The organism is Deltaproteobacteria bacterium GWC2_65_14 (genome assembly GCA_001797615.1).
Taxonomy (GTDB): Bacteria; Desulfobacterota; Deferrimicrobia; order Deferrimicrobiales; family Deferrimicrobiaceae; genus GWC2-65-14.
Genome location: MGPV01000051.1, coordinates 1 through 15,200, shown reverse-complemented (window position 1 = coordinate 15,200; position 15,200 = coordinate 1). Strand labels below are relative to the sequence as shown.

Here is a 15,200-nt window from a genome sequence, read left to right as displayed (position 1 = left end):
TACGCTGACAACGCATTATCGAAAAGGGTTTTTTCGAGGGAACCCAATGAACCGGACGGTGAAGATTTTCTGCCGCGGGGCGGAACGGGAAGCGCTTGAGCACCGGTACCGGGTGATCGAGGCGTACGACGCGTTTCTCCTGGCCGAAATCCCTTCCGGCGAGCTCGATGCGCTTCGCCGGCAATACCTGGTCGAGGACATCACGGACCAGTACACGCTCCGCGTGGGGGAGAGGGAGATCGACACCTCGATCCCCCGGCTCGATGCGAAGGGGACGGTTCGGTCCCACCCCGCCTACAGGAGGACCAAGCCGCTTGCCCCGGGGCGGCACCACCACCTGGTCCAGTTCATCGGCCCCGTCAAGGACGCGTGGATTGCGGCCGTCCGGAAAGCGGGGGGAGAGCCGCGGGCTCCCTTCGCCGACTTCGCGTATGTCGTCCGGGCGGACCACGCGACGCTTACGCGCATCGCGGCGCTCCCGTTCGTCCGGTGGGTCGGCCACCTCCCCCACAAGGCAAGGGTGGAACCCTCGGTCTTCGCCAGGGCGGGCCGCAAATCCACCGACGCGTCGTCGGATCTTCCCAGGACGCGGGTCCTGGCGGGCGCCTACCTCGTGGAATTCTTCGGGGCCGGCGACCTCTCCCGCGCCGTCGCCGGCGTCCGGAAGGCCGGATTCCGGGTGCTGGGGAAAGACCCCGGCGGGAAGGTCATGGTCGTGGAGGTTGCCGGGACCGCCGCGGCCGTGAGGAAGAAGATCGAGGCGCTTGCCGCCGTCCACGGGGTTCGGTCGATCCGCGAGAGGGCCGTAAAGCGCACCAGCAACGACGTTGCAGCGGGGATCATGGGGACGTCGCGGTGCCTGTCCGCATCCGGCCCGGGGCTGAGCGGGAGGGGAGAGGTCATCGGGATCGCCGACACGGGCCTCGACACCGGGGATCCCGCGAGGGTCCACCAGGACTTCGCGAAGCGGGTGGCGTGGATCAGGAGCTATCCGATCACTGCCGACCTGTCCCGGTACGTGGTCAACCCCGGGGGCGACGACGGCCCCGCGGACCTCGACAGCGGGCACGGGACGCACGTGGCCGGCTCCGCCCTCGGGGACGGGACGTCGAGCGCCGGGCTGCCGGGCCTTACCGGACCGATCCGGGGCGTCGCCCCCAGGGCCAGGCTCGTTTTCCAGGCCGTCGAGCAGGAGATGAAGTGGAAGGACCCCGCCTTTTATCGACAGTACGGGCGCTACATGCTGGCCGGGCTTCCGCTCGACCTTGCGACCCTGTTCCTGGACGCCTACAGGAAGCGGGCCCGCATCCACTCCAATTCGTGGGGGGGCGGCCGGCCGGGCGAATACGACGGCCAATGCGAGCAGCTCGACCGGTTCGTCTGGGACCACAGGGACTTCTGCATCCTCGTCGCCGCCGGGAACGACGGGACCGACCGGGACGGGGACGGCAGGATCAACCCCCGGAGCGTCACCTCGCCGGGCACCGCGAAAAACTGCATCACCGTCGGGGCGTGCGAGAACGACAGGCAGTCGTTCAACGGCGCCACCTACGGGAAGTTCTGGCCGGCGGACTATCCCGCCGCGCCCTTCCGCGACGACCCCATGGCCGACGACCCCGGCCAGGTCGCCGCCTTCAGCAGCCGGGGGCCCACGGCGGACGGCCGTATCAAGCCGGACGTCGTCGCCCCGGGGACCTTCATTCTCTCGACGCGGTCCACCATGATCGCCCCCAACAACAAGGCCTGGGCCGCCTTCCCGCCGAGCCCGTTTTACTTCCACATGGGCGGGACGAGCATGGCGACCCCGTTGACCGCCGGAGCCGTGGCGCTGGTCCGGGAATACCTCCGGAAGAAAAAAAAGATCGCGAACCCGTCGGCGGCCCTCCTGAAGGCGGCGCTTGTCGCGGGGGCCGTCCGGCTGCCGGGGTACGGCCCGCCGAAGGCGATCCTCGATATCCACCAGGGCTACGGACGCGTCAACCTCGACGACGTCCTCTCGCCGGTGCCCCCGGTTTCCGCCTCCTTCGCCGATGTGAGGCCGGGCCTGCGGACGGGGGAGGGGGCGGGGGTCGACGTGAAGATCCTGCCGGGCGGGGGGCCGTTCCGGGTAGTGCTCGCGTACAGCGACTATCCCGGGCCGGCCCTGGTCAACAACCTGAACCTCCTCGTCACGGCCCCGGACGGCAAGGTCCACGCGGGGAACCAGCCGCCAGGAACGGGGCTGACCCCGGACACGAAAAACAACGTCGAGGTCGTCCAGGTCCTAAGCCCGGCGGCGGGAAGCTGGAAGGTCGAGGTCATCGGGTCCAACGTGCCCCATGGGCCGCAGGACTACGCCCTCGTCTGCCTGGGGCGCCTGGGATGACGCGGCTATTCCGCCGATCCGGCTGGTCGAGCAGGTTTCCGTACGCGAAGTGGAAGACGACTACGGGGAGCTACGGAAATCCCGAAGCTGGAGAACGCCTCCCTCCTTTCCGGCTTTCCGGAAATACGCCTCATCCGCCGTTACGAGCTGTCCACCTCGCTCCAACGCGACCGCGTGGTAGACGGCATCGTAGAAGGTCGTGCGGCACTTTTCCATCAGGCGGAAGGTGGTGCCGCAGATCCGCGGAGTCGGGGCGACTTCATCGATACCGTAGCCGATCAGGATCGTCAGGAGATCTTCCGCCATTTCCGGGGCCTTCAGCGCGAGGATGTTGCCGACCTCGTAGACCCAGAGGGGCGGAAGCAGGAAATCCATCTTGTCCGCCAGCCAGGCGTCAAGCAACTCGGTGGCCCGGTCGCCGTCCCTTTCCCCGCCCGGGGGGAGCGCCCATTTCAGGATGACCGATGCGTCCGGGACAACGATCCGGTTCAATCGGAATCATCCTCTCTCGCGGTCTTTTTTCAAGGAGGCGATGATATCTCTCGAGGACACGCGGGGGGCGCGGGCCCTCAGCGCATGCAGCTTTGCGGTGAGTTTCCGCCGCTTGATGGACAGCAGTTCCCTGGCCAGCGCCTCGTTGACCACGCGGCTGCGCTCCCCGGGGGGAACCAGGTTGTTCAACTCCTCCGCGAGATCCTTCCGGATCATGAAGTTCAGCTTTTTCGCCGGCGGGGTCATTATTACACCTACTCATAATATGTAATAATCTTACCTACTGAATTATGGGGTTCAGCCGAGGAGTTGTCAAGGACTGCCGCCAGGGGATCGCCGGGAAGATGCCTGGATTGACCAATCGGCCGCGAGGGGATACACACTAGACTGAGATGGACCGATACGAGAAGAAGGCGATTGTCGCGGTATCAGGAGGACCGGACTCCGTGTACCTGCTCCTGAAGATGAAGTCCAGGGGCGTGGACATCGTTGCGGCTCACCTGAATCACCGCACGCGCGGACGCGACTCCGACGCGGACCAACGGTTTGTGGAGGAATTGGGAAAGACACTGGGGATCCGGGTGGTATCCGGGAGGGTCTCGGCAGGTGCGGCCTTGTCCGAGGCACGCATGAGGAAGTCGAGGTACAGGTTTCTGGAGACTGTACGGCAGAATGCCGGTTCGGAAAGGGTCCTGGTCGCCCACACCGCCGACGACCAGGTGGAAACGGTCCTGATGCGGGTGTTTGAAGGGGCGGGAATCGGTGGATTGAAAGGAATCCCCCGGAAGACAAGGGACGGGATCGAGCGGCCGATTCTGGATGTCTGGCGGGAAGATATTCTTGAATATCTCAAGAAACACAAGATATCTTACAGAGTGGATAAATCCAACGTAGACACCCGGTTTGAGCGGAACTGGATCCGGCATGTGCTCATTCCGCTTCTGGAGAAACGGTACGGGAAGTCGGTCAAGAAGCGGATCTTCGCGCTCGGGGAGAGGTTCCGGGAGATCGACCGGTTTCTGGAAGAAGCGGCGCGGAAGTGGGCATCCAGGAATATCCGGGAAGAAAAAGGAAGGGAAGAGGGGAAAGGGGAAAAAGGAGAAGGGAGCGGAAAATCGAGGGATGGGAAAACGGGCTCCGGGAGAAGCAGGGGAATGCCCGCCCTCGTCTTCCGGCGGAAGACGTATGCAAAGCTTCCCTCGGAACTCCGGATCCGGATCCTGCAGATCCTCTGCTTCGAAAAAGCAGGATTTTCCCCGAATGAACGGCTTCTTGCGTCGATGGACCGCCTCGTGCTGGAAGGGGGTCCTTCGGCACGTCTGAACGTAGGGAAAGGCGCGATTCTCCAGTGCCGTTACGACGAAGCCCTCTTGCGGGTTCCACGATCGGGAGAAGCGAAAAAGGGGGGAAAGGAGACGGGAAAGAGGAAGCGCTTTGCAGGAAGCACCCTGGACCTGTTCCCTGGAATCGTCTTCGAAGAGAAGGTGCGAGTGACCCCGACGCGATTACGGACCCTCTGCCGGGGGGAGAGGGCGGCAGCATTTGACGGCAATCTTCTGGCCACACCGGTTTCCATCCGTCCCTTGCGCGCAGGCGACCGGATCCGCCCGTTCGGGCTGGAGGCGGAGAAGAAGGTCAAGGAGATCCTCATCGACCGGAAGGTCCCCCGGGAGGAGCGATGGGGGAGGCCGGTCGTATGCGATGCCGCCGGTCAGATCCTCTGGATCCCCGGCGTCATTCGGTCCGCCCACGCTCCGGTGTCATCGAGCACTGGGAGAACGGTCGTGCTGAGGATGGAAGGAGGGAACCATTCGGCGAATGTTGCTTTTACGGAATCCACGTGGTAGTATCTTTTATGACATCACGAAAGACATCGTAAAAGGAGGGTTACAGTATGCCGATCAGCGTGACGGAGGACATCCGCTCGGTATCGGAGCTGAAGCGGGACACGAAGAAGATCTTTCGGCACCTGCGTGAAACGGGGAGGCCGGTGGTGGTCACGGTGAAGGGGAAACCCGGCGTCGTTCTGCTGGACGCAGCGGTCTACGAGAAGCGGCTCGCCGAGATCAACCTCTCCAGACTGTTGTCGGAAGCGGAAACGGACGTCCGGGCCGGCAGAGTCAGACCGGCAAGGGAAGCCATAAAGGATATCCGGCGGCGTGCCGGCGTATAAGGTTTCCATAACGTCTGCCGCGGAGCGGGATATCGACGAAAGCGTTAAGTACATCTGCCGGGACAACACCGCAGCGGCCGACAAATGGCTCCGAGAAATACTCGACCGAATCGCATTCCTGGAAAAATTCCCGGCTAGGGCGCCCCGGATCCCGGAGTTTTCGGCAGTCGGCGAGGATTATCGTCACTTGGTGTTTAGAAACCATCGAATTGTATTCAGGATCAAGGGGAAGGCGGTCATCGTCATGCGCGTCGTACACTCCGCCAGGTTGCTCGAGCTGGACGAACACCGGGAATAGGGTGGTCGCGGCAAGCCATCTTGGCAGGATCCATCTCCCAATAGACGGAATATCTCCGTGTGTTAAGATGAAAACGGAGAACCGGCGGGCCGGTCCGGCCGTCCGACGGAGGATCGTCAAACCATTGCCGACAGGAGAGCCGACACCTTGAACCAGTTCTACAAGAATCTCGCCCTCTGGATGCTCATCGTTCTGGCGATGGTCTTCTTCTTCAACACCTACCGGAGTCAGAAGGTGGACCACGAGGAGATCTCCTTCTCCGAGTTCGTTTCGGCGGTGGATTCGGGAACGGTGAGGGAAGTCACCATCAAGGGGCAGGAGATCACCGGGAAGTATGCGGACAACGCCGGGAAGGAGAAGAAGGTCTTCCATACCTACGCGCCCGACGACCCGGATCTCGTGAAGACCCTTCGCGCCAAGGACGTCAAGATCACGGCCAAGCCGCTGGATGATAACCCCTGGTACATGACGCTGCTCGTCTCCTGGCTGCCGATGCTGCTGCTGATCGGGGTCTGGATCTTCTTCATGCGGCAGATGCAGGCGGGGGGCGGAAAGGCGATGTCGTTCGGCAAGAGCCGGGCGAAGCTGATCACCGAGACGACCGGCCATAAGGTCACCTTCTCGGACGTGGCCGGGATCGAGGAGGCCAAGGAGGAGCTCCAGGAGATCATCGCCTTCCTGCGCGACCCGAAGAAGTTCACCCGGCTGGGGGGGAGGATCCCGAAGGGGGTGCTGCTGGTGGGGGCTCCCGGGACCGGGAAGACGCTCCTCGCCCGGGCGATCGCCGGGGAGGCGGGGGTTCCCTTCTTCTCGATCAGCGGGTCGGACTTCGTGGAGATGTTCGTCGGGGTCGGAGCCGCGCGCGTCCGCGACCTCTTCATCCAGGGAAAGAAATCTGCCCCCTGCATCATCTTCATCGACGAGATCGACGCGGTGGGCCGGCACCGGGGGGCGGGGCTGGGCGGCGGGCACGACGAGCGGGAGCAGACGCTGAACCAGCTGCTGGTCGAGTTGGACGGGTTCGAGGCGAACGAGGGGCTGATCCTGGTCGCGGCGACGAACCGGCCCGACGTCCTGGACCCGGCGCTCCTGCGCCCCGGCCGCTTCGACCGGCAGGTCGTGGTCCCCAAGCCCGACGCCAAGGGACGGGAGCAGATCCTGGCGGTCCACACGAAGAAGATCCCGCTGGACGAGGATGTCAAGCTCGAGATCCTGGCGAAGGGGACCCCCGGCTTCACCGGGGCCGACCTGGCGAACCTGTGCAACGAGGCGGCCCTCCACGCGGCGAGCGTGGGGTTCTCCAAGGTCACGATGGACTGCTTCGAGATGGCCAAGGACAAGGTGATGATGGGACGCGAGCGGCGCTCGATGATCATCAGCGAGGAGGAGAAGACCTCCACCGCCTACCACGAGGCGGGGCACGCGATCGTGGCGTCGCTGACCCCCGGCGCCGACCCGATCCACAAGGTGAGCATCATCCCCCGGGGGATGGCGCTCGGGGTGACGCAGCAGCTGCCGATCGACGAGCGGCACACCTACTCCAAGGAGTACCTCCTGGCCACCGTGACGATCCTCATGGGCGGCCGGGTCTCGGAAGAGCTGGTCCGCGGCGAGCTGACCACCGGCGCCGGGAACGACATCGAGCGGGCGACCTTCATCGTCCGGAAGATGGTCTGCGAGTGGGGGATGAGCGAGAAGCTGGGGCCGGTGACCTTCGGGCAGAAGCAGGAACTGGTCTTCCTGGGAAGGGACATGGCGCGCCAGCAGGATTACAGCGAAGAGACCGCGCGGGACATCGACCGGGAGGTCCGCGGCATCGTGGGCGCCTGCTACGAGCGGGCGCGGGATCTTCTCCGGACGAACATCCACGTGCTCCACCGCGTCGCGAAGACCCTCCTCGAGAAGGAGGTCGTCGACGGCCACGAGATCAAGAAGATCATCGAGGAGCTGGCGGTCGCTCCCGGGCAGGAGCCGCCGGAAGCGGAAGCCGGTTCCCCGGCCTGAAGCAGGAAAGGCAAGGACGATGGTCCGGGTGGTGCATTCCGTCGACCCGGAAGACGCGGGACATCGCCTCCGGGAGATGGGGGTTTCCCCGGATGGCGCCAACCCCATCCTGCAAAACTTCCGGGGCCTTCTCCTTTTCGTGCCGGAGCAGTACCCCGGTTCCTCCACGATCCCCGGAATCCTCTCGCATGCGGGCATCCCTTTCGCCCGCGGGGAACAGGGACTCTGTTTTTCCGTATCCCCACAGGAACGGGTGGGCGGATGGGGGAACGATTTCCCGGGGGCGGAAGCTGCGCTGCGCGCGGTGCGGGAAGCGCTTGCACGGTACGCGACACGGGAGTTCACCCTCTCCTTCCGGGACCGTTCCCTGCGGCTGTCCGGCGTCCCCCGGATCATGGGGGTGCTGAACGTCACCCCCGACTCCTTCTCCGACGGGGGGAAGTTCGCCACCCGGGAGTCGGCGGTCCTAAGGGGGCTGCAAATGGCTCAGGAGGGGGCCGACATTCTCGACGTGGGAGGGGAGTCGACCCGCCCGGGGTCGAAAGGCGTCCCCCTGGAAGTCGAGCGTGACCGTGTGATCCCGGTGATCCGCGAGCTGGCCGGGAAGACCGACGCGCTGCTCTCCGTGGACACCACCAAAGCGGCGGTGGCCCGCGAGGCGGCGGAGGCGGGGGCTCATATCATCAACGACACCAGCGCGCTGGCGGACGACCCGGAGATGGCAACGGTTGTCCGGGAAACCGGCTGCGCGGTGGTCCTGATGCACAGGCGGGGGACTCCGGCGACGATGCAGGAAGCTCCCTCCTACCGGTTTCTCTTCGACGAACTGTTGGCCGAACTGGAGGAGCGCGTCGAGCATGCCGCAGCGGCCGGGATCCCGCGCGACCGGATCCTGGTGGACCCGGGGGTCGGGTTCGGGAAGCGGCTTACGGACAACCTGGCCCTCCACCGCCACCTGCCGGAGCTGCGGAACCTGGGACTTCCCATCCTGTTCGGTCCGTCGCGGAAGGCGTTCCTCGGGGCGATCACCGGGAAAGACGCGGACGAGAGGCTCTCCGGTACCGCGGCGGCCGTAGCCTTGGCCGTTGCCGGCGGCGCCCACGTCGTCCGGGTCCACGACGTGCCGGAGATGCGCGACGTGGTGCGGGTGGCCGCGGCGATCGCGGGGCAGGGATGATGGGGTCGTTTCCCTCCATCGGCATCGTCGACTTCCTCGACATCCTGCTCGTCGCCATCCTCGTCTACTGGGTCTTCCTGCTGCTGCGGGGCACCCGGGCGGTGCAGATCCTGCTGGGGCTCTTCCTCGTGTCGGGGATGTATCTGCTCTCCCGCAAGATCGGGATGGTCACCTTCCAGTGGGTCGTCGGGAACTTCCTCGGAGGGATCATCGTGATCCTGGTGATCATCTTCCAGGGGGAGATCCGGCGGGGGCTCGCGAAGATCGGGCAGGCCCGCCTCTTCGGGCGGACGACGTTGGGAGAGGGGAGCGATTTCCTGGAGGAGCTGGCCAGGACGGCCTACCGCCTTTCCGACGCGCGCATCGGGACGATCTTCCTCCTCGAACGGGATACGGGGCTTTCCGAATACCTCGAGCACGGGAAGAAGATCGACGCGGTCTTCTCCTACGAGCTGCTCGTCGCGCTGCTTTCCCCCGCCTCGCCGGTTCACGACGGGGCGATCGTGATCCGCGAGGAGCGGATCGCCGCCGCCGGGATCATCCTACCGATCCCGGCCGAGACCTCCTGGACCCGGAGCATGGGGACCCGACACAGGGCCGCCTGGGGAGTCGCCGTGGAAACCGACGCCGTGGCGGTCGTCGTCTCGGAGCGGACCGGGAACGTCACCGTCTTCTACGACCGGAAGGTCCAGCCGGTCGAGAACATGGGGGAACTGCTGGAGACGCTCCGGGACAGGTTCCGGAAGTAGGGGAGAGGGATGCCCGACCGCCTGCGAATGATGCGTTTTCTCGAAGGGCTCGTCCGGAAGAACCTGGGGCTCAAGCTGCTGGCGTTCGCGGTGGCCGCGGGCCTCTGGTGGTTCGTCGCCGCCGAGAGCCACATCCAGGTCGGGTTCGTCGTGCCGCTGGAGATCCGGAACCTTCCCGAGCGGATGGCGATCACGAACAAGGTGGAGCGGCAGGTGGAGGTCCGCCTGGCGGGACCCTCCTCCCTGATCGGATCGATCCGGCAGAAGGACCTGGCCGCGACGATCGACCTCTCCGGGGCGAAGCCGGGGAAGGATGTCGTCCGCCTCTCCGAACGTTCCTTCACCCTCCCGATCGGCGTCCGTGTACAAGGAATCTATCCCCACCAGATCGATATCGCCCTGGACAGTCTGGAGCGGAAATCCCTTCCGGTGATCGCGCGGATCGGGGGGCCGGACAAGATCCGCAGGAGGATCGCGCAGACGTCGGTCGTCCCCCCTGCCGTGGAGGTGGAGGCCCTCCCGGGCGACCTCTCCCGGATCCGGGCGCTCTCCACCGAGGAGGTGGTCCCCGATGTCGCGAAGGGGACCTTCACCGCCAGGGCACGGGTGGACTTGCCGGTGGAGCATGCTAAAATCATCGGCAATTCGGACGTTCAGGTCACGGTCCGATTCCGGGAGTAGGAGGGGGGCGTGCGCAGGAGGCTGTTCGGAACCGACGGGGTCCGGGGGGTGGCGAACACCGATCCGATGACGGTGGAGACCGCGATGGCGCTCGGCCAGGCGATCGCCTACAATTTCCGGGGCAATTCCGGTCGGCACAAGATCGTCATCGGGAAGGACACGCGGCTTTCCGGATACATGTTCGAGACGGCGCTCTCCGCCGGGATCTGCTCGATGGGGGGGGACGTGCTTCTCGTGGGGCCGCTCCCCACCCCGGGGATCGCCTTTCTCACCCACTCGATGCGGGCCGACGCCGGGGTGGTCATCTCCGCCTCCCACAACCCCTACCAGGACAACGGGATCAAGTTCTTCGGGAGGGACGGCTTCAAGCTCCCCGACCGGGTGGAAGAAAGGATCGAGATGCTGATGTGGGGGGAGCAGCTGAAGGAGGCGCGTCCCCCCTCCCCGCAGATCGGCAGGGCCTTCCGGATCGACGACGCCACCGGGCGCTACATCGTGTATCTCAAGAACACCTTCCCGGCGCACCTGTCGCTCGAGGGGCTGAAGATCGTGATCGACTGCGCCCACGGCGCGGCCTACAAGATCGCGCCCCAGGTCTTCCAGGAGCTGGGGGCGGAGGTGATCGCTCTGGGGGTCCAACCCAACGGGCTGAACATCAACGACCGGTGCGGCTCCCTCTTCCCGGAGCTGGTCTCGGCGAAGGTGAAGGAGACCGGGGCCGACATCGGGATCTCGCTGGACGGGGACGCCGACCGGGTGATCGTCGTCGACCGGAACGGGGATGTGGTGGACGGCGACCGCATCATGGCGATCTGCGCCACCGAGATGGCCCGGAGGAAGACGCTGAAGAAGAACACCGTGGTCGCCACCGTGATGAGCAACATCGGCCTGGAGCTCTACCTGAAAAGCAAAAAGATCCGGCTTCTCCGGGCCCCGGTGGGCGACCGGTACGTCGTCGAGGCGATGCGGGCCGGGGGGTACAACTTCGGCGGGGAGCAGTCGGGCCACCTGATCTTCCTGGACCATGCGACCACCGGCGACGGCGTGCTGGGCGCGCTGCAACTTCTGGCGGTGATGGTCGAGTCGGGGAAGGGGATCCCGGAGCTGGCGAAGACGATGGTCGCCTTCCCGCAGCTGCTGATGAACCTCCGGCTCAAGCGCCGGGTCCCGCTCGAGTCGCTTCCCGGATTCCGGAAGGCGGTTTCGGAGTTCGAGAAGAAGCTGGGGAGGCGGGGGAGAATCGTGGTCCGGTACAGCGGCACCGAGCCGCTGCTGCGGATCATGGTAGAGGGGGAGGACCAGGAGGAGACCGAGCGGATCGTGAGCGCGCTGGCCGACCAGGCCCGCGCCGAAATCCAATAACCAAGGAGATAAGAACAGGGACGTTCCTAAGAAGTTGAGACCTGTTGTTGCGGAAAGAGGTTGTTCCACAACGAGGATGACGAGTTCTAAGGAACGTCCCCGTTCTGAGGGATGAGGAAAAGGCTGGGAGTCAATATCGATCATGTCGCCACGCTCCGGCAGGCCAGGCGCGGCCGCGAGCCGGATCCGGCGGCGGCGGCGGTGATCGCGGAGCTCCACGGGGCGGACGGGATCACGATCCACCTCCGGGAGGACCGCCGTCACATCCAGGACCGGGACCTGGCGATCCTCAAGGAGGTGGTCCGGACGCGGATCAACCTCGAGATGGCGGCCACGGAAGAGATGCTCGGGATCGCCGCAAGGCTTGCCCCCTTTTCCGCGACGCTGGTTCCGGAGAAGCGGGAGGAGGTCACCACGGAGGGGGGGCTGGACGTCCTCGGACAGCGGGAGGCGCTCCACGGGGCGGTCTCCCGGCTCCGGGAGGCGGGGATCCTCGTGAGCCTCTTCATCGACCCCGACCTGGCGCAGGTCCGTGCGTCGAAACAGGCGGGCGCGGACGCCGTGGAGATCCACACGGGAAGCTTCTGCGAGGCCTTCCGCACCGGGCGCTACGAGGAGGAGCTGGGGAAGATCCGCACCGCCGCCGCCCAGGCCAGCAACGTCGGCCTGAAGGTCTTCGCCGGGCACGGCCTCGACCTGCGAAACATCGTGCCGGTGCTGTCGATCCCCGCGATCGAGGAGTTCAACATCGGGCACAGCATTATCTCGCGCGCGGTCTTCGTGGGGCTGGGGCCGGCGGTCCGGGAGATGGCGGACCGGATCCACGCCGCCGGTACGGACCGATGATCGCCGGGATCGGGGTCGACGTCGTGGAGGTCGACCGCGTGGGGGCGCTCCTCGCGCGGTACGGCGACCGGTTCCTGCGCCGGGTGTTCACCGACGCCGAGGCGGAGTATGCCAGGAAGAGCGTACGGCAGGCGGAGCGGCTGGCCGGAAGGTTCGCCGTGAAGGAGGCGGTGATGAAGGCCTTCGGCACGGGAAAATCCCAGGGGATCCTCTGGCGAGACGTGGAAACGATCCGGGGGGCGCTCGGAAAACCCGAAGTAAGACTTTATGGAAATGCGGGTAAGTACTTGAATATTATAAAAGGAAATATAATACATGTCAGCATCAGCCACGACGGCGGAAAGGCGATGGCCTTCGTGATCATCGAGAGGGAAAGGAACGGGTAGATGAAGGTCGTTACGGGACGCCAAATGGCCGAACTGGACAGGATGGCCATCGAGCAGTACGGGATCCCCTCGCTCGTCCTGATGGAGAACGCCGGCCGCTCCTGCGCGGAGCGGATCCTGCGGATCCTGCATGAGAAGGTGCCCATCCCGGAGGAGGCCTCGGTCGCGGTCGTGTGCGGGCGGGGAAACAACGGCGGAGACGGGATGGTGGTCGCCCGCCACCTCCAGAACCGCGGGGTTTACGTCGAGCTGTTCCTCCTCTCCGAAGAGGATCAGCTCTCCCCGGACGCCCGGACGCAGTTCGAGATCCTCCAGAAGCTCGACGTGGAGCGCAGGATCATCCGCGACCTGGAGGGGGTGGAGGATCTGCGCCACTTCCTCGAGGAGGTGCACCTCTGCGTGGACGCCATCCTCGGGACGGGGCTTTCCTCCCCCCTCGAGGGGATCGTCCGGGAGGTGGTCGAGACGATCAACCTTTCCATGGCGACGGTGTTCGCCGTCGACATCCCCAGCGGAATCGACGCGACCTCGGGGAGGATCCTCGGGGAGGCGATCCGGGCCGACTACACCGGGACCTTCGGATTGCTGAAGCTCGGCCAGGTCCTTCTTCCGGGCTCGATCCACTGCGGCGAAACCGACGTGTACGACATCGGGATCCCCTCCAAGGCGATCTTCGACGCCGACATCAAGACCGAGGTGCTCGAGGAGCGGGTGGTCAAGAGCATGTTCTCCATCCGTCCCCCCGACTTCCACAAGGGGGACGCGGGAAGGGTCTTCATCATCGGAGGATCCCCCGGGATGACCGGCGCCCCCTGCCTGGCGGGGCAGGCGGCGATGCGGATGGGTGCGGGGCTGATCACGGTGGTCGTCCCCGAGTCGCTGCGCTTCGTGGTGGAGTCGAAGCTGCTCGAAGTGATGTCCATGGGGATCCCCGACGGGGGAACCGGGACCTTCCGGGCGGAGACGGTCCCGGATCTTCTCCGGGGGATCTCCCGGGCCGACTTCGTGGTGATCGGCCCCGGGCTCGGGTCCTACGAGGGGGCGGCGGAATTCGTCGCCGCGCTGATCCCGCAGATCCCCGTCCCCTTCCTGATCGACGCGGACGGGCTCAACGCCCTCGCGGGACAGCTTAAGGTGCTGCGCTCCCTGAAGGCCCCCTGCATCGTCACCCCGCATCCGGGGGAGATGTCGCGTCTGACCGGGGAGTCGATCGAGGCGATCGAGGCCTCCCGGATCGGGTCGGCGCTCCACTTCGCGGAGGAGGAGGGAGTCACGGTGATCCTGAAAGGGGCCAGGACCGTGATCGCCACCCCGAAGGGGGACATCTTCATCAACACCACCGGGAATCCTTACATGGCTTCGGGAGGGATGGGGGACGCCCTCTCCGGGATCGTCGCGGCGCTCGCCTCCCAGGGGCTTTCCCCGACCGACGCCTCCTGCGCGGGGGTCTTTCTCCACGGCATGTCCGCCGACATCCTCGTGAGGCGGTTCCCGATGTCCCCGCTCTCCGCGACCGACGTCATCGAGAACATCCGCGAGGGACTCCAGAGAACGCTGGGGGAGCCGGTGGAGGAGGAGTGACGCCCCGTCCCTCCGGACGGTTTCCCGGACCCTCATGAAGATCGAACTGCAATCCCGTTCGGAATCCGACACCCTCGAGATCGCCGGGGCGCTCGGATCTTTGCTGGGGCCGGGAGACGTCGTGGCGCTCACGGGCGACCTGGGCGCCGGGAAGACCGTCTTCTGCAAGGGGATCGGGGAGGCGCTCGGCATCCCCGCCGCGCGGATCACAAGCCCCAGCTTCACGATCGTGACGGAGCATCCGGGAGGCAGGATGCCGTTCCGGCACGTGGACGTCTACCGGCTCGCTTCCGAGCGGGAGGCGGAGGAGATCGGGCTGGAGGAGACGTTCGGGGGGGAGGGAGCCTGCGCGGTGGAGTGGGCCGAGAGGATCGAAACCCTGTTGCCAACCGGAAGCATACGCGTTACATTGCTTGTTTCGGACGAACGGGAGGAGTGGCGCCGGATCACGGTGGAGGCGGGGGAATCCCCGCGGATCCGCTCCTTCCTGTCCCGCATCGAACCCTTTGTCCTGGGAGGTTAGGCCCGGCATGGCGCTCATCGTCCAGAAGTACGGAGGCACCTCGGTCGGCACCATCGAGAAGATCCGGAACGTGGCGAAACGGGTCGCCCGGACGAAGGACCAGGGGAACGACGTCGTCGTGGTGGTGTCCGCCATGGCGGGGGAGACGAACCGCCTGCTCGGGCTGGCCGGTCAGCTCGCGGAGATTCCGAACGAGCGGGAGCTCGACGTCGTCGCCTCGACCGGCGAGCAGGTCACGATCGGGCTGCTGGCGATCGCCCTCACCGAGATGGGCTACAAGGCGCGCTCCTTCTGCGGCTTCCAGATCCCGGTGATGACCGACTCGGCCTACGTGAAGGCGCGCATCCTGGAGATCCGGGGGGAGACGATCACCGCGGCGCTGCGAAACGGCGAGATCGCGGTCGTCGCCGGGTTCCAGGGGATCGACGAGACCGGTGCGATCACGACGCTGGGGCGGGGCGGGTCGGACACCAGCGCCGTCGCGGTGGCGGCGGCGCTTTCGGCGGACGTCTGCGAGATCTACACCGACGTGGACGTGGTCTACACCACCGATCCGAACATCT

15 protein-coding genes and 1 pseudogene are annotated in these 15,200 nt (G+C 65.7%); 14 read left to right on the top strand and 2 right to left on the bottom strand.

Translation table 11 applies throughout. From position 1 onward, the window contains the following. Window positions 1–46 precede the first annotated feature (46 nt). The gene (locus A2X88_05700) at window positions 47–2,365 is read left to right on the top strand and encodes a hypothetical protein (GenBank protein ID OGP33502.1); all 2,319 of its coding nucleotides are present in this window, start codon (window positions 47–49) and stop codon (window positions 2,363–2,365) included. Window positions 2,366–2,425: 60 nt separating this feature from the next. Here A2X88_05700 and A2X88_05695 read toward each other — a convergent pair whose 3' ends face one another. Both A2X88_05695 and A2X88_05690 read right to left on the bottom strand, forming a co-directional pair. Then, window positions 2,426–2,857, bottom strand: a complete 432-nt coding sequence (locus tag A2X88_05695; GenBank protein OGP33501.1) for a hypothetical protein — start codon at window positions 2,855–2,857, stop codon at window positions 2,426–2,428. A gap of 6 nt (window positions 2,858–2,863) precedes the next feature. Then, on the bottom strand, window positions 2,864–3,103 hold the full coding sequence (locus tag A2X88_05690) for a hypothetical protein (protein ID OGP33500.1): 240 nt from the start codon (window positions 3,101–3,103) through the stop codon (window positions 2,864–2,866). A 146-nt stretch (window positions 3,104–3,249) separates the two neighbouring features. On the opposite strand from A2X88_05690, the gene A2X88_05685 reads away from it, so the two are divergent. The 13 genes and pseudogenes from A2X88_05685 (at window position 3,250) to A2X88_05625 (ending at window position 15,200) form a co-directional block, all read left to right on the top strand. Then, window positions 3,250–4,704, top strand: coding sequence for a tRNA lysidine(34) synthetase TilS (locus tag A2X88_05685; GenBank protein ID OGP33499.1), 1,455 nt, complete (start codon window positions 3,250–3,252; stop codon window positions 4,702–4,704). Window positions 4,705–4,751: 47 nt separating this feature from the next. Beyond that, window positions 4,752–5,030 (top strand): hypothetical protein, encoded by a 279-nt coding sequence (locus A2X88_05680; GenBank protein ID OGP33498.1) that lies wholly within the window; start codon window positions 4,752–4,754, stop codon window positions 5,028–5,030. Next, window positions 5,017–5,328, top strand: coding sequence for a hypothetical protein (locus A2X88_05675; protein OGP33497.1), 312 nt, complete (start codon window positions 5,017–5,019; stop codon window positions 5,326–5,328). The genes A2X88_05680 and A2X88_05675 overlap by 14 nt, the downstream gene beginning before the upstream one ends. Window positions 5,329–5,475: 147 nt before the next feature. Continuing rightward, window positions 5,476–7,332 carry a cell division protein FtsH gene (locus A2X88_05670; GenBank protein ID OGP33496.1) on the top strand — a complete coding sequence of 619 codons (1,857 nt, stop codon included), beginning with the start codon at window positions 5,476–5,478 and terminating at the stop codon, window positions 7,330–7,332. A gap of 367 nt (window positions 7,333–7,699) precedes the next feature. After that, window positions 7,700–8,509 carry a dihydropteroate synthase gene (locus A2X88_05665; protein ID OGP33505.1) on the top strand — a complete coding sequence of 270 codons (810 nt, stop codon included), beginning with the start codon at window positions 7,700–7,702 and terminating at the stop codon, window positions 8,507–8,509. Next, window positions 8,509–9,258, top strand: coding sequence for a TIGR00159 family protein (locus A2X88_05660; GenBank protein OGP33495.1), 750 nt, complete (start codon window positions 8,509–8,511; stop codon window positions 9,256–9,258). Before A2X88_05665 ends, A2X88_05660 begins: the two co-directional genes overlap by 1 nt. Window positions 9,259–9,285: 27 nt before the next feature. Continuing rightward, window positions 9,286–9,939 carry a hypothetical protein gene (locus tag A2X88_05655; GenBank protein ID OGP33494.1) on the top strand — a complete coding sequence of 218 codons (654 nt, stop codon included), beginning with the start codon at window positions 9,286–9,288 and terminating at the stop codon, window positions 9,937–9,939. Window positions 9,940–10,005: 66 nt separating this feature from the next. Then, window positions 10,006–11,301: a phosphoglucosamine mutase gene (locus A2X88_05650; protein OGP33504.1), complete on the top strand. Its 1,296-nt coding sequence runs from the start codon at window positions 10,006–10,008 to the stop codon at window positions 11,299–11,301. A gap of 111 nt (window positions 11,302–11,412) precedes the next feature. After that, window positions 11,413–12,147, top strand: coding sequence for a pyridoxine 5'-phosphate synthase (locus A2X88_05645; protein OGP33493.1), 735 nt, complete (start codon window positions 11,413–11,415; stop codon window positions 12,145–12,147). Then, window positions 12,144–12,533 (top strand): holo-[acyl-carrier-protein] synthase, encoded by a 390-nt coding sequence (locus A2X88_05640; GenBank protein OGP33492.1) that lies wholly within the window; start codon window positions 12,144–12,146, stop codon window positions 12,531–12,533. Before A2X88_05645 ends, A2X88_05640 begins: the two co-directional genes overlap by 4 nt. Beyond that, a complete protein-coding gene (locus A2X88_05635) occupies window positions 12,534–14,114 on the top strand; it encodes a hypothetical protein (protein ID OGP33491.1) in 1,581 nt (526 codons plus the stop codon). A gap of 40 nt (window positions 14,115–14,154) precedes the next feature. Further along, complete coding sequence (locus A2X88_05630; protein ID OGP33503.1) at window positions 14,155–14,637, top strand: tRNA (adenosine(37)-N6)-threonylcarbamoyltransferase complex ATPase subunit type 1 TsaE; 483 nt, start codon at window positions 14,155–14,157, stop codon at window positions 14,635–14,637. A 7-nt stretch (window positions 14,638–14,644) separates the two neighbouring features. Beyond that, window positions 14,645–15,200 (top strand): annotated as a pseudogene (locus tag A2X88_05625) (aspartate kinase).